We start from the raw sequence: 16594 nt of genomic DNA on the forward strand, positions 1-16594 counted from the left end.
GAACATGGCTGGAGAACGACAGGCACGGCTCGCGGACCGCATCCGGGTGATCCTGGCCGAGCGCCTCGAGAAGGGGCTGCGCGACCCGCGCCTCGGCTTCGTGACGATCACGGATGTGCGCGTGTCCGGCGACCTTCAGCACGCATCCGTGTTCTACACGGTGCTCGGCACCGACGAGGAGCGCGTCGCCAGTGGCGCCGCGCTCGCCTCGGCGACCGGGTTGCTGCGCAAGGAGGTCGGACGCCAGCTCAACGTGCGTCTCGTGCCGACGCTCGAGTTCATCCCCGACGCGCTCCCGGAGTCGGCCGGCCACATCGCGGATCTGCTGCGGCAGGCACGCGAGCGTGACGAGGAGGTGGCGCGACTCGCCGCCGGAGCGAGCCACGCGGGCGAGGCCGACCCCTACCGACGTGACGAGGACGAGGACGAGGACGCGGACGCGAGCTGACGACGTCCGACCGCGGCGTCACATGGTGACCGGCGACAACGTCGACGTGCGGCTTTTCGCGATGACGTCGTCGACGGCGCTCACGAAACCGGCGGAACCTGCGGAGCGGGCGATGTCCGTGCCGATGCGTCGCGCCGCGGCGCGGTAGGACGGCTCTCGGAGCACACGCTCGACCCCGCGGCGCAGCCTGGCCGGCGACGGCCGCTGCGTACGCAGATTCAGCCCTGCGCCCGACCAGGCGACCCGCGCCGCCACCTCGTTCTTGTCCTCCTTGCCGGGCGCGACGACGACCGGCACGCCGTGGCGAAGCGCGAAGTGCACCCCGCCGTAGCCGCCGTTGGTGATCATCACGGCTGTGCGGGGCAGCAGCTCGTCGTAGGGCAGGAACTCCGCGGCGCGTACGTTCGCGGGCAGCGCGCCCAGTCGGGAGACCGGGGCGCCACCCGTCGACACCACGACCAGTGCGTCGGAGTCAGCGAAGGCGTCGATCGCGGGTCGGATCAGTTCCCCGGGATCGTGGTTCGCCAGTGTCCCCTGCGTGACGTGGATGACCGGGCGGGTCCCGTCCAGGTCGGCCCACCAGGCGGGTCTCCGGTGAACGTGCGCGCTGGAGACCGAGACCGGTCCGACGAACTGGACCCGCCCGGCCGATGTCGGCCGCGGATACTCGAAGGATGCCACGGTGAGCTGTGCGATCAGCTCGGCGTGCCGCATCCAGTCCATGACCGGCACCTGCGGCTCGCGCCCGTGCACCTGTCGGGAGATCGCGCGACCGGCGGCGTTCACCGGGTCGAACAGCCGGTCGGTCAGACCGTGAAGGAGCCGGTTCCGCATCCACCCCACGGGTCCTCCGAGCGGGGCGAGTCCGAGTCCGAAGGGTGCGAGACCCGGAGCGGGCAGGTTCAGCGGCAGGGCGCCGCCGACGATGACCGGTGGGCGCTCCTCCACCGGCAGCTCGACGAGCAGCGCGCCCGCGGCGAACGTCGGATCGGCGACGATCGCGTCGGCGGGTTCCTCCGCAAGGGCGGCGCGTACCGCTGCATACTGCGCGGCGCCGGGACGCACGAAGACGTGCTCGATGTCGTGCGCGATGGCCTTCACCGCCGAAAGCCGTTCTCGGTCGGGAAACCTGTCGGAGACGTTCCGGTCGTCGAAATCGGCTTCGGCAGGCAGCGGCACGTGCTCGGCCCCGGTGGCAGTGACGGCGTCTCGGAACCGTGCACCGGTGAGGAATCGGACGCGGTCGCCGCGGGCGGCGAACGCTTGTGCCAGCGAGAGCAGGGGTGTGACGTGGCCGTGCACGGGAACGCTGGCGAACAGGATGGATGACATGGCGGCTCCAATCAGAGCGTGTAGTGTTGAATACAGAGAAGAAGTATTCACTACAGTGCCACAGGAGTCAATATGCCGCGAACAGGTTCTGCGAGGAAATACACGTCCGCGCTTCGGGAGCAGCAGGCGGCTGCCACGAGAGAGCGGGTCGTGCGCGCCGCCGCCGATCTGTTCGCCGAGCTCGGCTACGCCGGGACGTCGCTGCCGCGGATCGCCCGCGCCGCCGGCGTGTCCACCGAGACTGTGCAGGCGCACGGGCCGAAGATCAGGCTCCTGCAGGCTGCGATCGATCTCGTCTCGTTCGGCACCGGTCCGGGCGGCAGGGTGCTCGACAGCGAGCTGGGCCGCGAGTTCTCGCGCGCCTCCTCCCGCGAGGACGCCGCCCGGATCAGCGCTGACGTCCTCGCCACGGTGAACGGTCGCAGCCATGGGCTCTGGCTGGCGTTCTCCGAGGCGGCACGCACCGACGGGGAGGTCGCCGCATCCCTGCGGAGACTCACCGACAGCATCCGCGCGGAGAACCTGCGGGTGATGCGGCTCTGGCGCGAGCGCGGCTGGCTGCGCGACGATGTGCCGGACGCGGAGTTGGCCCGGTGGACCGACGTCATCGGATCCGTCGAGGTGTACGACCGCATTGTCCGCATCGAGGGAGCGGGAGACGACGAGTATCGGGCACTGATCGCCCGTCTCATGCTCGAATTGGTGTCGCCTCGCTGATCGTTCGCGTCAGCGGGGAAGCAGCAACATCGAGCCGACGGCCTCGATGAGCCCGTCGGCGATCAGGGAGTCGATGGCGCGGTCTCGCTGAGCGCCGTCGGGCCAGTCGGGCACCGCGTCGTGCGCGCGCATCGCGTGCTCCGGTGCGTCGCGCAGGGCACGCAGCACCGCACCCCGGGCCTGGCGGTCGGAGCCCTCGTAGCGCGCCTGGCGGCGGCGCCGATCGCCCGTGTCGGGACGGCCGGACCGCAGCCAGGCGCATCGAGACGCGATCGGGCACTCCTCGCAGCGCGGAGATCGCGCCGTGCACACGACGGCGCCCAGCTCCATCATCGCCGCGTTGAACGTCGCCGCACGGCCGTCCTCGTCCGGCAGCAGCTGCGCCATGCGGACGAGGTCGCGCGGTGACGGCGGGCCGGGCTGCGATGGCCCGTCGACGACGCGCGCGAGCACCCGCCGCGTGTTGGTGTCGACGACGGGATGCCTGTCGCCGTAGTGGAAGACGGCCACGGCTCTCGCCGTGTACTCGCCGATGCCGGGCAGGGCGAGCAGGGCCGGCACCTCGCGTGGCACCACGCCGCCGTGTCTCTCGGCCACCTCGATCGCCGCGCGGTGCAGCCAGAGGGCGCGCCGCGGGTAGCCGAGATTCGCCCACTGATGCACGACCTCCGCCGGAGTCGCCCGCGCCAGGCTTCGCGGTTCGGGCCACCGTTCCAGCCACGCCAGCAGGTGCGGGATGACGCGCGCCACCGGCGTCTGCTGCAGCATGAACTCGCTCACCAGCGTTCCCCATGCGCCGTAGCGCTCGTGGAACTCCGGTCGCCGCCAGGGCAGATCCCTCGCGGCCGCGCGATACCAGCCGCTCAGCTCGTCCGCCAGGAGCGGAGCGGATTCCCGGATGCCGGCGGTCATCCTTTCAGCCTAGGGTGCCGCGGCGGCCCGACGGCCGCGAGAGCGTGGCGTCCGCTGCGGAACGCGTAGGCTGAACGGGTGGTATCGCCCGGAATCCTCCTCGTCGACAAGCCCGGTGGTCTGACCAGTCACGACGTGGTCGCACGCACGCGGCGTGCCTTCGGCACCCGCAAGGTCGGACACGCGGGCACGCTCGACCCGATGGCGACGGGGCTGCTCGTGATCGGCGTCGAAGGTGCCACCCGACTGCTGACCTACATCGTGGGCGCCGACAAGACGTACACCGCGACGATGCGACTCGGACAGAGCACGACGACCGACGACGCCGAGGGCGACGTCGTCGCCACGGCCGATCCGACCGCCTGGGAGGCCGTCACCGACGAGCGGGTGCGAGCCGGCATCCGCGACCTCACCGGCCCGCTCTCGCAGGTGCCGAGCTCCGTCTCGGCCATCAAGGTCGACGGCAGGCGCGCGTACGACCGCGTCCGGGCGGGGGAGAGCGTCGAGCTCGCCGCCCGGCAGGTCCTGGTGTCGCGCTTCGACGTCCTCGCGACGCGCACGGGCGACGGCGTGTTCGATCTGGATGTGGTCGTGGACTGCTCCTCGGGCACGTACATCCGCGCGCTGGCCCGCGACCTCGGCGCCGCGCTCGGCGTCGGCGGCCATCTGACCCGGCTGCGTCGAACACGCGTGGGCGGGTTCGACGTCGCCGACGCGGTCGGCCTCGATGGGCTCGCCGACGCCGTCGCACTGAGTCCCGCCGCCGCGGCACGCCGAGTGCTTCCGGCGCTCGAGGTGTCCGCCGACGAGGCGCGAGATCTTCGGCACGGCAAGCGCCTGGTCGGCCAGGCGAGCCGCCTCCAGGCAGCCGAGGTGGCGGCGATCGATCCGGACGGGGCGCTGATCGGCATCCTCGAGGCGCGCGGAAAGGACATCAAGAGCGCGATGAACATGCCGGAGGTCACCCCATGATCCTGTGGTTCACGATCGTGCAGATCTCGCTCGCATGCGCGGCCGGTCTGTTCTGCCTCGCCGCCGGATTCGCCGGCCGGCGCCCGAGCGACTGGACGGTCGGCAGCCTTGCCGTGGTCGAGCTGCTGCTCGTCGTGCAGATCGTCATCGCCATCGTCGCGCCTTTGGCCGGCAACCCGCCCACCGGGGATCTGCTGGAGTACTGGGTCTATCTGATCTCGGCGCTGCTGCTGCCGTTGGGCGGCGTGACGTGGGCGCTGCTGGAGCGCAGCCGATGGAGCACCGTCATCCTCGGCGTGATCGGCCTGTCACTGGCGATCATGCTGTGGCGCATGCAGGCGATCTGGACCCTGCAGGTCGCATGACCCGCTCCGCGGAGGCGGATTAGGATGGAGGACGCCATGTCCCACACCGTTCCGCGCACCCGCATGACGGGCATCGGCCGCGTTCTCGTCATCGTCTACGCCGTGATGGCGCTGGCGGCCACCGGACGCAGCTTCGTCCAGGTCGTCCGCCGCTTCGAAGAGGCGCCGCTGGCGTACACGCTCTCGGCCCTCGCCGCCGCGGTGTACATCCTCGCCACTCTCGCGCTCGTGCTGGCCCGCCGGCGTGGGTGGTACGCGGTCGCCTGGGTGGCCGTCGTGTTCGAGCTGACCGGTGTGATCGTCGTCGGCGCGCTCAGCCTCGGCGCGCCCGCGCTGTTCGCGCACGACAGCGTGTGGTCGTTCTTCGGTATGGGCTACCTCTTCGTGCCGCTGGTGCTGCCCGTCTGCGGCCTGTGGTGGCTGCGCACGCACCGCCCGGAGAGCGCGCGCCTGCCGCAGGAGGTGCCCGCATGATCGTCTTCCGCGATCCCTCGGAGGTGCCCGCCGATTTCGGTCGCACGGTCGTGGCGATCGGCAAGTTCGACGGTGTGCACGTCGGGCACAGGGCGGTGATCGAGCGGATGCGCGAGGCCGCCGCGGCGGCCGGCGCGCGCACCGTCGCGGTCACGTTCGACCGCAACCCGCTCGAGATCCTGCGTCCCGAGCTCTGTCCCGAGAACGTCGTCGCGACCGAGCGCAAGCTCGATCTGCTCGGCGAACTAGACATCGACGCCACGCTGCTGCTCACCTTCGACAGGACACTCGCCTCACTCGAGGCCGAGGACTTCGTACGCCGCATCCTCGTCGATGCGCTGAAGGTGACCACCGTGCTCGTCGGCCGCGACTTCCGCTTCGGAAGGGGCGGAGCGGGCACCCCGGAGTCGCTGCGCGAGCTCGGTTCCCAACACGACTTCACCGTGGAGGTCGTCGACGACGTCCATCCCGAGGGCGCCGACCGCCGGGTGTCGTCGACCTGGATCAGGGAGCTGCTGGCGCACGGCGACGTCACCGCCGCCGCCGGCGCGCTGGGCCGTCCCGTCACCGTGTCCGGTGAGGTCGTGCACGGCCTCAAACGCGGGCGGGAGCTCGGGTTCCCGACCGCCAACCTCTCGGAGTCCGTGGATGCCCTGATCCCGGCCGACGGCGTGTACGCCGGATGGCTCGATGACCACGACACGGGCATCCGGCACCCCGCCGCGATCTCGGTCGGCACCAACCCGACGTTCGACGACGTCGAGCGTCGCCAGGTCGAGGCGCATGTGCTGGATGCCGGCGACCTCGATCTCTACGGCCACCGGGTCACCGTCGAGTTCACGGACCATCTTCGCGGGATGGTCGCCTTCGACGGCATGGGAACGCTGATCGCGCAGATCGCGGCCGATGTCGCCGAGGCCCGCGCGAGACTGGGCCTGACCGCCTGACGCCGTCGCCGACGGGCTGCGGTGGGTCTCGCATCGCCACCGAGGGGGGCGGCGACGGTCGACGCACCACATCCTGCGGCTGACATGCCGGGGAGCATGGCGTAGAATCCTCGCGAGGGGTCCGCGCGTTCTGACCAGGTCCGCGTCCGCAGCCCCCACTCTCCGCACTCTCGCGGCGTCCTCTCCAGGAGCCGCTCGCGGAGCGCAGAGTCCGGCCACGCCGGACGCAGGTACTCACGCTCAGGAGGAGCATGCCGACCACGGCGACCGCCGCACCGCGGCGAAAGAAGACGTCTCGTCGCGATGATGAGGCGCCGCTTATCCCGATCCTCGCCCGCAAAGTGCGCGAGATCGAGGCCAAGGCCCAGCGCTCGAAGCTGGGCCCCACGAACCGCGTCAAGTTCCAGGTGATCGCCTTCCTCGTCCGCGAGGAGCGCGCCAGGGTGAAGGCCGATGCCGAGCTGACGGATGCCGCCCGCGCGGAGCTGCTGAAGCGGCTCGACGGGGTCGCCACGATCCTCGCCAAGACCGCCGCCCGCGACACCTCGCTGATCCAGCTGCTGGAGGCCGACCAGGCCACGTCTCCGGTCGCGAAGCGCATGCGCCGTGACTGGCTGCTCGAGTCGGGCGCGGAGCTGCCGCCCGAAGAGCTCATCATCACCGACATCGCCCCCGTGCGGGCCCCCGTGGTGCCCGCGGCGCTGGCCGAGAAGCAGGTGACGCCGCCATCCGTGGAGGCGCGGCAGCTGGCCAACCCCTTCCTGGCTCCCGATCTGACCCCGCGCCCCGCGGCAGTGCCGCGGCGACGTCTCGACGGCTGGGAGCTGATGGGGCCGCTGTACAAGTCGTTCGAGACGGGCGCCGGTGGCGGAGCGGCGACCATGGAGCTGCCCCTCACCCCGGAGTACGACCACATCTCTCCGAAGGGGCGCGAGGTGATGGCGCACCAGGCTCGATTCGTCGAGGCCGTCCGGGGCGGCCACCGCAGCTTCCTGCTGGCCGACGAGCCCGGTCTGGGCAAGACCGCCCAGTCGGCGCTGGCCGCCTCGGTCGCGGAAGCGTACCCGTTGCTGGCGGTCGTGCCGAACGTGGTGAAGATGAACTGGGCGCGGGAGGTCGAGCGGTGGACGCCGCAGCGTCGCGCCACGGTGATCCAGGGCGACGGCGCCGACATCGACGCTTTCGCCGATGTGTTCATCGTCAACTACGAGATTCTCGACCGGCACCTGTCCTGGCTGTCCTCGATCGGCCTGAAGGGCATGGTCGTCGACGAGGCGCACTTCATCAAGAACCTGTCGTCGCAGCGCTCTCAGAACGTGCTGGCGCTGGCGGCCCGCATCCGCGAGCGGGAGCACGACCCGCTGATGCTGGCCCTGACCGGAACGCCGCTGATCAACGACGTCGAGGATTTCGACGCGATCTGGCGCTTCCTCGGCTGGACGAACGGCGAGAAGCCCGGGCCCCAACTGATGGAGAAGCTCGAGGCGACCGGGCTCACGCCCGCCGACAAGTCCTTCTACGCCGAGGCCCGCGAAGCCGTCATCTCGATGGGCATCGTGCGTCGCAAGAAGAAGGACGTCGCCGCCGACCTGCCGGACAAGCTCGTCGCAGACCTCCCCGTGCAGCTGGACGACGAGTTCGGCCGCGGCATCCGTCAGGCGGAGCGCGAGCTCGGCGAGCGCATGGCGGCGAAGTACCGCCGGATCGTCGAGGCGCGCGCGACGGCGCACGGCGCCGCCGGCTCGGCCGGCATTGACGAGGACATCGTCCGCCTCGTCGCCCACAACGAGCTCGAGGAGTCGAAGGCGGCGGGCACCGGGGGCGACAACGTCTTCACCATGGTGCGCAAGATCGGTCAGGCCAAGGCACAGCTCGCCGCCGACTACGCCGCGCAGCTGCAGCGTTCGGTCGAGAAGGTCGTGTTCTTCGCGAAGCACGTGGACGTCATGGACCAGGCCGAAGCGCACTTCGCCGCGTCGGGCATCCGGGCGGTGTCGATTCGCGGAGACCAGTCCACGCCGGCCCGCCAGCAGGCCATCGACGCGTTCAACACCGACCCCGAGGTCGGCATCGCGGTGTGCTCGCTGACCGCCGCCGGTGTGGGCGTGAACCTGCAGGCCGCATCCAACGTGGTGCTCGCAGAGCTCAGCTGGACGGCCGCCGAGCAGACGCAGGCGATCGACCGGGTGCATCGCATCGGCCAGGACGAGCCCGTCACGGCGTGGCGGATCATCGCCGCGCACACGATCGACACGAAGATCGCCGAGCTGATCGACCAGAAGCAGGGGCTCGCCGCCCGCGCGCTCGACGGCGAATCCGTCGAGGAGACCGCGGGGGAGCCCGTGCAGCTCGCCGCGCTCATGCACCTGCTGCGTGAGGCGCTGCGCACGGCCTGACCGGCACGGATGAGGGGGCGTTAAGAACTGCGGTTCTTGACGCCCCTTTTCGTGTGCCGTCGGCAGGATCTTGCGAACTTCGCGTCGACAGGGGTTCCAGCCGGTGAAGATCTGCGGTTCTCGGCATCGGGAAATGGCATCCGCACGCCGGGAGCACTAGGGTCGAAGACGGGCAGCGTCGCCTCTCACCCCCTTTCGAAGCATCCCGAGCATGAAGGCAGCAGCATGAAGATCGGCATCCTCACCAGCGGCGGCGACTGCCCCGGCCTGAACGCGGTCATCCGCGGCATCGTGCTCAAGGGCACCACCAACCACCACCTCGAGTTCGTGGGCATCCGGGACGGCTGGCGCGGTGTGGTCGACGGCGACTTCTTCCCGTTGACGCGGCATGAGGTGAAGGGACTGTCGAAGGTCGGCGGCACGATCCTCGGGACCAGTCGCACCAATCCCTACGAGGGCCCGCGCGGCGGGGCCGAGAACATCGCGAGGACGCTCGCCGCCCACAACATCGACGGCATCGTCGCGATCGGCGGCGAGGGCACGCTCGCGGCGGCCGATCGCCTGTCGAAGGACGGCATCAACGTCCTCGGTGTGCCGAAGACGATCGACAACGACCTGCGGGCGACCGACTACTCCTTCGGCTTCGACACCGCGGTGAACATCGCCACCGACTCCATGGACCGGTTGCGCACCACCGGCGACTCGCACCAGCGCTGCATGGTCGCCGAGGTCATGGGGCGCCACGTCGGCTGGATCGCGCTGCACGCGGGCATGGCCGCGGGCGCTCACGTGATCTGCATTCCCGAGGTGCCGATGTCGATGGACGAGATCTGCGCCCTCGTCACGAGCGCCTTCGACCGGGGACGTGCGCCGCTGGTCGTGGTGTCGGAGGGATTCAAGCTCGACGGCATGGACGAGGCCTTCAGCGACAAGGGGCTCGACGCGTTCAACCGCCCGCGACTGGGCGGGATCAGCGAGATGCTCGCCCCGGAGATCGAGCGGATCACCGGCATCGAGACGCGGTCGACGGTTCTCGGCCACATCCAGCGCGGCGGCTCCCCGTCCGGCTTCGACCGCGTGCTGGCGACCCGGTTCGGTCTGAACGCCGCGGATGCACTGGTCGACGGCGGCTGGGGACAGATGCTCGCCATGCGCGGCACCGAGATCGTGCGGGTGCCCTTCGCCGACGCGCTGGGCGAGCTCAACACCGTCCCCCGCGAGCGCTACGACGAGGCCGCCGCCCTGTTCGGCTGATCCCGGCTCCGGCCCAGCGCGCCCGACGCGAGGGCCGAGCGCGTCCGAGTCGGTGCGGGTGCGGACGCCGCGCACCCGCACTTTCCCGGACGGGTTCCGGTGCGTGGTGCGTCGCGCGGGAACCCGCGGGTTTCCGGACGCGCCCGTAGCCGCATCCGGAGAACGGATGCTGCGACGCGGCGGCGCCGGGTTACGCCAAGCCGAGCACGTCGAGCATCCAGGCGATCTCGAAGGCGCGCTCGCGCCAGGCGTTGTATCGCCCGCTCACGCCGCCGTGGCCGGCCGACATCTCGCACTTCATGACCACGTCCTGCGCACCGGAGTGTCGCAGCGCCGCCACCCATTTGGCCGGCTCCACATAGAGCACGCGCGTGTCGTTGAGCGAGGTCATCGCCAGGATGCGCGGGTACGCGACATCCGTGCGGATGTTCTCGTACGGCGTGTACGTCTTCATGTACGCATACACCTCGGCGTCGTGCAGCGGGTCGCCCCATTCATCCCACTCCACGACCGTGAGGGGGAGCGACGGGTCGAGGATCGATGTCAGGGCGTCGACGAAGGGCACGCCCGCGAGGATGCCCGCGAACAGCTCGGGGGCCAGATTGGCCACCGCACCCATGAGCAATCCGCCCGCGCTGCCCCCCTCGGCGACCATGCGGTCGGGCGTGGAGACGCCGGTGTCGATCAGGTGCTGCGCGCAGGCCACGAAGTCGGTGAAGGTGTTGCGCTTGTGAAGCTCCTTGCCGTCCTCGTACCAGTGCCTGCCCATCTCCCCGCCACCGCGGACGTGCGCCACCGCGAAGATGACGCCGCGATCGAGCAGCGACAGCCGCATGGTCGAGAAGCCGGGGTCGATGGAGTGCTCGTACGAGCCGTAGCCGTACAGGTGCAGCGGACGCGGCGCCTCTCCGGGGTCGCCGAACGAGCGCTTCCAGACCAGGGAGACGGGCACACGGACGCCGTCGGGTGCGGTCGCCCAGACGCGCTGCTGACCGTAATCGGCGGGGTCGTAGCCGCCCAGCACCGGCTGCTGCTTGCGGACATGCTTCTCGCCGGTGGCGAGTTCGAGTTCGAGCACCGTGGACGGCGTCACGAAGGACGTGCGGCCCATCCGCAGGAAGGGGGCGTGCCATTCGGGATTCCCGCTGAAGTAGGCCTCATACAGCGGCTCGTCGAACTCGACGACGTCGAGCGCGCCGCTGCGATAGTCGAGGATGGCGGCCCGTGGCATGCCCTCGGAGCGGTACTCGACCGTCGCGAAATCACGGAAGCAGTCCACATCGAGCAGCCGCGTGCCCGGTGAGTGGGGGAGCAGCACCCGGCGCTCGCCCTGCGGGTCGGATGCCGCCACGGAGACGAGTTCGAAGTCGAGCGCGTCGTCGTTGTGCAGAATGAGCAGGCGGTCCTCGCCGTCGACGATCGCGTGATCGACGGAGTACTCCACGCCGTCCCGTCGCGGCCACACCACGCGCGGCTCGGCGGTGAGATCGTCGATGTCGATCAGCAGCTCTTCGCTGGTGATCTTGGAGCCCAGACCGATCACCAGGAACCTCTTGCTGCGTGTGATGCCGGCGCCCAGCCAGAAACGCTCGTCCGGCTCGTGGAACAGCTTCACGTCGTCTTCGACCGGTGTGCCGAGGCGATGCAGCCAGAGCGTGTCGGGTCGCCAGGCCTCGTCGCGGGTGGTGTACACCACCGATGTGCCGTCGGGGGTGAAGAACGCCTGCCCGGTGTTCTCGATGACGTCGTCGAAGCGCTCGTCCGAGACCAGGTCGCGGACGTGCACGGTGTACAGCTCCGAGCCCTCGACGTCGACCGACCACAGCAGCCGGCTGCCGTCGTCGGACACATCGAAGGCGCCGAGCGAGAAGAACTCGTGGCCGTCGGCCTCGACGTTGCCGTCGAGCAGCACCTGCTCGCCGGGCACCGGCACGCCGGGTTCGAGCACCGGGGGAGTCCAGTCCTCGGCCACCGCGGCGGTGCGGCACTGGATGCCGTACTGCGCCCCTTCCTCGGTCCGGCCGTAATACCACCAGTCGCCACGGCGGGTCGGCACCGAGAGGTCGGTCTCCAGCACCCGGGACTTGACCTCGTCGAACAGCTGCTCGCGCAGCGGGCCCAGGTGCGCGGTACGCGCATCGGTGTACGCGTTCTCGGCCTCGAGGTGCGCGAGCACCTCGGGGTCATCCTTCGCCCTGAGCCACTCGTACGGATCCTCGAACGAGTCTCCGTGGTGGGTGCGGATGACGGGGCGGCGTGCCGCGGCAGGCGGCCGGATGCGGGAATCGCTCACGACCTCCACGCTATCGGAGCGGCCGGCGCGAGTTGACCGCCGCCCGGACGGGGTGGGAGGATTCGTTCGGGCCCGTAAACGGATCATGTACCCACGGTGAACTCTTCGTTCGTCACGCCGAGCTCTCGGCACACTCCCCTGACAGTTCCAACGAAAGAGAACGGTGGAAACCGCAGCCCTCATCGTCGTGCTGGTCATCGCGCTGGCACTGTTCTTCGACTTCACCAACGGCTTCCACGACACGGCGAACGCCATGGCGACCCCGATCGCGACCGGCGCGCTCAAGCCGAAGACGGCGGTGCTCCTCGCCGCGGTGCTGAACCTCGTCGGCGCGTTCCTGTCGACCGAGGTCGCCAAGACCGTCTCCGGTGGCATCGTCCGCGAGGACGCGATCATCGAGATGGGGGCGGAGGTGTTCCTGCCGCTCATCTTCGCCGGGCTGATCGGCGCCATCACCTGGAACATGCTCACCTGGCTGCTCGGCCTGCCGTCGAGCTCGTCGCACGCCCTGTTCGGCGGTCTCATCGGCGCCACCCTCGTCGGCGTCGGCGCGACCGGGATCGACTTCGGCATGGTTTTGTCCAAGATCATCCTCCCCGCGCTGATCGCCCCGCTCACGGCGGGCATCATCGCGTTCGCCGCGACCAAGATCGCCTATGCCGTCACCCGCCGGTACGACGGCAAGCCCGACGGCCGCTCGGGCTTCCGCTGGGGGCAGATCTTCACGTCGTCGCTGGTCGCGCTGGCACACGGCACGAACGACGCGCAGAAGACGATGGGCGTGATCACCCTGGCGCTGATCACCGTCGGCTGGCAGTCCGCCGCCCACCACGAGCCCGAGCTGTGGGTCATCGTCGCCTGTGCCTTCACGATCGCGCTGGGCACGTATCTGGGCGGATGGCGCATCATCCGCACCCTCGGCAAGGGACTCACCGAGGTGAAGCCCGCGCAGGGTTTCTCGGCAGAGAGCTCGACCGCCGCGACCATCCTCGCGTCCAGCGCCCTCGGCTTCGCCCTCTCGACCACACAGGTCGCCTCGGGCTCGGTGATCGGATCGGGGCTCGGCCGTCGCGGATCCACCGTGCGGTGGCGCACCGCAGGGCGCATCGCGATCGGCTGGCTGCTGACGCTCCCGGCCGCCGGCGCAGTGGGAGCGCTTGCGGCGCTGCTGGTGATCTGGCTGGGCAACTGGGGGGTCGCGATCGACGCGGTGATCGCGCTCGCCGTCATCATCGGTCTGTTCCTCTACTCGCGGCGTGACGCGGTGACCCCGGCCAACGCGATGAGCGATGTCGCGGAGTCCGGACTCGCCGTCGACCTTCCCGAGGTGCCAGGCCCGACACGCCGCCGCAGCCGCATGGAGCTGGTGCGCGCGCTCGAGCGCGCCGAGCGGAAGGCGGACGACGCGGAGAAGGCCGCGCGGCGGGCCAAGAAGCTGAAGAAGGCCGGCGGATCGCCGAGCGAGATCAAGGCGGCGCGCAAGGCCGCCGAGAAGGCAGCGAAGAAGTACGCCGAGGCGGAGAAGGCCGCGCAGGAGTGGGAGGTGCTCAGCGCCAGCCGCCGCGCCCGCGCCAAGCTCGCCGAGTGGGACCTGTCGGTCGATGAGCAGGAGGAAGTCCGATGAGCGTCGCGATCGACTGGCTCGCGTTCTTGAACGTCTTCGTCGCCGCTCTGCTCGGAGCGGTCGCCATCGTGCTGTTCTATGCGCTGGGGCTTCGCATGCTGGTACGCAGCGGACGCGTGCCGGTGGTCACGCCGGCCGAGTTCACCGACGCCATCACGGTGCTCTCCGAGAAGGAGATCAAGAAGGCGGCGAAGCAGGCGGCCAAGGCGGCGCGCAAGAACCCGTTGACCGAGGCGCAGAAGACGCTCGCGTTCGTCGCCGCCGTCGGATGCTTCGTGCTCTGCGGGGCAGCGGTGATCAGCGGCATCCTCATCATCGTCATCGGTCACTGAACGCGCGCGACGCGCGTCGAGGCGGCGTCCGCCACGGGTCGTAGGCTGAGCGCATGGTCGACTACCCCGCGTTCGGGCGCCACCAGCCGGCGTCGCACACGATCATCCACCTGAGCGATCCGCACTTCCTCGCCGGCGGCGCGCGTCACGCCGGAGGTGCCGATTCCCAGGGGAATCTCGAGCACACGCTGGCCGCGGTCCGGCGCGTGGATCCGCATCCCTCCGCCATCGTGGTGACCGGCGATCTGACCGATCTCGGCGAGCCCGACGCCTACCGCCGCCTTCGCACGATGCTCGAGCCGGTGGGAGCGGAACTGGGATGTCCGGTGATCTGGGTCGCGGGCAACCACGACGAAAGACCGGCGCTGCGCGCGGCGCTGCTCGACGCCGAGCCGAACGAGGATCCGGTCACAGGGGTGTGGGATCTCGACGGCCTGAGGCTGATCGCCCTCGACACCAGCGTGCCGGGGTGGCATCACGGCGACATCGATGAGGCGCAGCGGGCGTGGCTCGCGGAGGTGTTACAGGATGCGGCACCGCACGGCACCCTTCTGGCGATGCACCATCCGCCGCTGCCCGCCCACGTGCCGCTGTTCGACATCCTCGAACTGCAGCATCAGGACGAGCTCGCCGACGTGATCCGGGGCACCGACGTCCGTGGCATCCTGGCGGGGCATCTGCACTATTCCTCCACCGGCATGTTCGCCGGGGTGCCGGTCAGCGTCGCCTCGTCGACGTGTTACACGATGAATCTCGGCCGTCCGGCCGCGGACGTCAACGGCATGGACGCCGCCCAGTCGTTCCAGCTGGTGCACGTGCGCCCCGAGGTCATCACCCACACCGTGGTGCCGGTGGCCGAGGCGCCGACGGGCGACTACTTCAGCGAGCGTTGGCTGCAAGGGATGGCGGCCCTGTCCGCCGAGGAGAGGCTGGAGGTCTTCTCGCGCAAGCCGGCTCGCGGCCGGGCGTAGACTGGGTGGCATCCCCCATGTTCCCGTTCGCCACAACCCACAAGGAAGTGACATGGCCGCCGATGCGCCTGCCCTGACCCGCACTGAGACCGATTCCCTCGGAAGCATGGAGATCCCCGCCGACGCGTACTGGGGAGTGCACACGGCTCGGGCGGAGGCGAATTTCCCGATCACGAAGCGGCCCATCTCGGTCTATCCCGACCTGATCCGCGGCCTCGCGATGGTCAAGCAGGCGAGCGCTCGCGCGAACAAGGAGATCGGCGTGCTGGACGCCGAGCGCGCCGACCTCATCGACCGCGCCTCGCAGCGTGTGATCGACGGGGAGTTCCACGATCAGTTCACCGTCGGCGTCATCCAGGGCGGCGCCGGCACCTCGACGAACATGAACGCGAACGAGGTCATCACCAACGTCGCGCTCGAGATGGCCGGCCGCGAGAAGGGTGACTACGCCTACCTCTCGCCGATCGACCACACCAACCGCAGCCAGTCGACCAACGACGTGTATCCCACGGCGGTGAAGATCGGTCTGTCGCTGAACCTGCGCTCGCTGCTCGACGAGCTCGACCTGCTGCGGCGGTCGTTCCTCGGCAAGGCCGACGAGTTCCACGATGTGCTGAAGGTGGGCCGCACTCAGCTGCAGGACGCGGTGCCGATGACGCTCGGCCAGGAGTTCCACGGCTTCGCGACCACGCTCGGCGAGGACCACAGTCGCCTGACCGAGAACGCCTCCCTGCTGACGGAGATCAACATGGGCGCGACGGCGATCGGCACCGGCATCACCACCCACGCCGACTACGCACCGACCGTGCTGCGTCACCTCCGCGAGATCAGCGGACTCGACCTCAGCACGGCGAGTGACCTGGTCGAGGCGACCAGCGACACCGGCGCCTTCATGTCGTTCTCGTCCTCGCTCAAGCGCAACGCCATCAAGCTCTCGAAGATCTGCAACGACCTGCGCCTGCTGTCTTCCGGCCCACAGGCCGGTTTCGGCGAGATCAACCTGCCGGCCATGCAGGCCGGCTCCAGCATCATGCCGGGCAAGGTGAACCCCGTCATCCCCGAGGCGGTCAACCAGGTCGCCTTCGCCGTGGCCGGCGCCGACGTCACGGTCACCATGGCGGTGGAGGGCGGTCAGCTGCAGCTGAACGCGTTCGAGCCCGTGATCGCGCATTCCATCTTCCAGTCGATCACCTGGATGCGCCAGGCCATGTGGACGCTGCGGGTCAACTGCGTCGACGGCATCACCGCCAACCGCGAGCGCCTGGGCGCCATGGTGGGCGCCTCCGTCGGAGTCGTGACGGCGCTCACGCCGTTCATCGGCTACGCGGCATCCGCGGCACTGGCGAAGACCGCGCTGCTGACCAACCGCAACATCGCCGATCTCGTGGTCGAGGCGGGGCTGATGACGCGCGAGGAGGTCATGAAGCAGATCTCGCCCGCGCGGCTGTCGGGTCTGGAGACGGCCACCTCCGCGATCCCCGTGATCGCTGCCGAGGATCTGCCCCAGGAGTGATTCTCACGCCCCGGCATGCCGTGGACCAGGTGAAGGGCGCCGCC

Annotated in this window: 15 protein-coding genes; 12 read left to right on the forward strand and 3 right to left on the reverse strand. The window is 69.9% G+C overall.

The genetic code is table 11. From position 1 onward, the window contains the following. Positions 1–4 precede the first annotated feature (4 nt). Complete coding sequence (rbfA, locus tag ACFWH5_RS07825; RefSeq protein WP_378833700.1) at positions 5–448, forward strand: 30S ribosome-binding factor RbfA; 444 nt, start codon at positions 5–7, stop codon at positions 446–448. Positions 449–466: 18 nt separating this feature from the next. Here the strand turns inward: rbfA and ACFWH5_RS07830 are convergent, their stop codons facing one another. Next, positions 467–1780 carry a glycosyltransferase gene (locus ACFWH5_RS07830; protein WP_378833702.1) on the reverse strand — a complete coding sequence of 438 codons (1314 nt, stop codon included), beginning with the start codon at positions 1778–1780 and terminating at the stop codon, positions 467–469. A gap of 150 nt (positions 1781–1930) precedes the next feature. On the opposite strand from ACFWH5_RS07830, the gene ACFWH5_RS07835 reads away from it, so the two are divergent. Further along, entirely contained in the window at positions 1931–2497 is a 567-nt protein-coding gene (locus tag ACFWH5_RS07835) for a TetR/AcrR family transcriptional regulator (RefSeq protein WP_378833705.1), read from the forward strand. A 9-nt stretch (positions 2498–2506) separates the two neighbouring features. Here the strand turns inward: ACFWH5_RS07835 and ACFWH5_RS07840 are convergent, their stop codons facing one another. Continuing rightward, a complete protein-coding gene (locus tag ACFWH5_RS07840; protein WP_378833707.1) occupies positions 2507–3409 on the reverse strand; it encodes an A/G-specific adenine glycosylase in 903 nt (300 codons plus the stop codon). A 78-nt stretch (positions 3410–3487) separates the two neighbouring features. Here ACFWH5_RS07840 and truB point away from each other — a divergent pair, with 78 nt between their 5' ends. The 6 genes from truB to ACFWH5_RS07870 all read left to right on the forward strand — a co-directional run bounded on the left by truB (position 3488) and on the right by ACFWH5_RS07870 (position 9817). Continuing rightward, positions 3488–4381: a tRNA pseudouridine(55) synthase TruB gene (truB, locus tag ACFWH5_RS07845; RefSeq protein ID WP_378833710.1), complete on the forward strand. Its 894-nt coding sequence runs from the start codon at positions 3488–3490 to the stop codon at positions 4379–4381. Then, positions 4378–4746: a hypothetical protein gene (locus ACFWH5_RS07850; RefSeq protein WP_378833712.1), complete on the forward strand. Its 369-nt coding sequence runs from the start codon at positions 4378–4380 to the stop codon at positions 4744–4746. Before truB ends, ACFWH5_RS07850 begins: the two co-directional genes overlap by 4 nt. Positions 4747–4782: 36 nt before the next feature. Beyond that, positions 4783–5220 carry a hypothetical protein gene (locus tag ACFWH5_RS07855; protein WP_378833715.1) on the forward strand — a complete coding sequence of 146 codons (438 nt, stop codon included), beginning with the start codon at positions 4783–4785 and terminating at the stop codon, positions 5218–5220. Continuing rightward, on the forward strand, positions 5217–6167 hold the full coding sequence (locus ACFWH5_RS07860; RefSeq protein ID WP_378833717.1) for a bifunctional riboflavin kinase/FAD synthetase: 951 nt from the start codon (positions 5217–5219) through the stop codon (positions 6165–6167). Before ACFWH5_RS07855 ends, ACFWH5_RS07860 begins: the two co-directional genes overlap by 4 nt. A gap of 251 nt (positions 6168–6418) precedes the next feature. Beyond that, positions 6419–8563 carry a DEAD/DEAH box helicase gene (locus ACFWH5_RS07865; protein ID WP_378833719.1) on the forward strand — a complete coding sequence of 715 codons (2145 nt, stop codon included), beginning with the start codon at positions 6419–6421 and terminating at the stop codon, positions 8561–8563. Between the two features lie 225 nt (positions 8564–8788). After that, positions 8789–9817, forward strand: coding sequence for a 6-phosphofructokinase (locus tag ACFWH5_RS07870; RefSeq protein ID WP_378833721.1), 1029 nt, complete (start codon positions 8789–8791; stop codon positions 9815–9817). A gap of 190 nt (positions 9818–10007) precedes the next feature. Here the strand turns inward: ACFWH5_RS07870 and ACFWH5_RS07875 are convergent, their stop codons facing one another. Beyond that, positions 10008–12095, reverse strand: coding sequence for a S9 family peptidase (locus ACFWH5_RS07875; protein ID WP_378834785.1), 2088 nt, complete (start codon positions 12093–12095; stop codon positions 10008–10010). A 178-nt stretch (positions 12096–12273) separates the two neighbouring features. Between ACFWH5_RS07875 and ACFWH5_RS07880 the strand changes: the two genes are divergently transcribed. The 4 genes from ACFWH5_RS07880 to ACFWH5_RS07895 are packed head-to-tail and all read left to right on the forward strand — an operon-like array spanning position 12274 to position 16550. Continuing rightward, positions 12274–13734, forward strand: a complete 1461-nt coding sequence (locus ACFWH5_RS07880; protein WP_378833723.1) for an anion permease — start codon at positions 12274–12276, stop codon at positions 13732–13734. Beyond that, complete coding sequence (locus ACFWH5_RS07885) at positions 13731–14066, forward strand: peptidase (RefSeq protein ID WP_378833725.1); 336 nt, start codon at positions 13731–13733, stop codon at positions 14064–14066. The genes ACFWH5_RS07880 and ACFWH5_RS07885 overlap by 4 nt, the downstream gene beginning before the upstream one ends. A 53-nt stretch (positions 14067–14119) precedes the next feature. Further along, positions 14120–15037, forward strand: coding sequence for a phosphodiesterase (locus ACFWH5_RS07890; protein WP_378833727.1), 918 nt, complete (start codon positions 14120–14122; stop codon positions 15035–15037). Positions 15038–15089: 52 nt separating this feature from the next. Beyond that, entirely contained in the window at positions 15090–16550 is a 1461-nt protein-coding gene (locus ACFWH5_RS07895) for an aspartate ammonia-lyase (protein ID WP_378833729.1), read from the forward strand. Positions 16551–16594 lie beyond the last annotated feature (44 nt).

It is taken from the genome of Microbacterium sp. NPDC058345, from assembly GCF_042723855.1.
In the GTDB taxonomy this organism is placed as follows: Bacteria; Actinomycetota; Actinomycetes; order Actinomycetales; family Microbacteriaceae; genus Microbacterium.

What these genes read in the sequence shown, in the direction of transcription:
- ACFWH5_RS07830 (WP_378833702.1), bottom strand. Translation starts at nt 1,780, where the DNA reads ATGTCATCCATCCTGTTCGCCAGCGTTCCCGTGCACGGCCACGTCACA.
- ACFWH5_RS07885 (WP_378833725.1), top strand. Translation starts at nt 13,731, where the DNA reads ATGAGCGTCGCGATCGACTGGCTCGCGTTCTTGAACGTCTTCGTCGCC.
- ACFWH5_RS07855 (WP_378833715.1), top strand. Translation starts at nt 4,783, where the DNA reads ATGTCCCACACCGTTCCGCGCACCCGCATGACGGGCATCGGCCGCGTT.
- ACFWH5_RS07860 (WP_378833717.1), top strand. Translation starts at nt 5,217, where the DNA reads ATGATCGTCTTCCGCGATCCCTCGGAGGTGCCCGCCGATTTCGGTCGC.
- rbfA (WP_378833700.1), top strand. Translation starts at nt 5, where the DNA reads ATGGCTGGAGAACGACAGGCACGGCTCGCGGACCGCATCCGGGTGATC.
- ACFWH5_RS07870 (WP_378833721.1), top strand. Translation starts at nt 8,789, where the DNA reads ATGAAGATCGGCATCCTCACCAGCGGCGGCGACTGCCCCGGCCTGAAC.
- ACFWH5_RS07865 (WP_378833719.1), top strand. Translation starts at nt 6,419, where the DNA reads ATGCCGACCACGGCGACCGCCGCACCGCGGCGAAAGAAGACGTCTCGT.
- ACFWH5_RS07840 (WP_378833707.1), bottom strand. Translation starts at nt 3,409, where the DNA reads ATGACCGCCGGCATCCGGGAATCCGCTCCGCTCCTGGCGGACGAGCTG.
- ACFWH5_RS07850 (WP_378833712.1), top strand. Translation starts at nt 4,378, where the DNA reads ATGATCCTGTGGTTCACGATCGTGCAGATCTCGCTCGCATGCGCGGCC.
- ACFWH5_RS07890 (WP_378833727.1), top strand. Translation starts at nt 14,120, where the DNA reads ATGGTCGACTACCCCGCGTTCGGGCGCCACCAGCCGGCGTCGCACACG.
- ACFWH5_RS07895 (WP_378833729.1), top strand. Translation starts at nt 15,090, where the DNA reads ATGGCCGCCGATGCGCCTGCCCTGACCCGCACTGAGACCGATTCCCTC.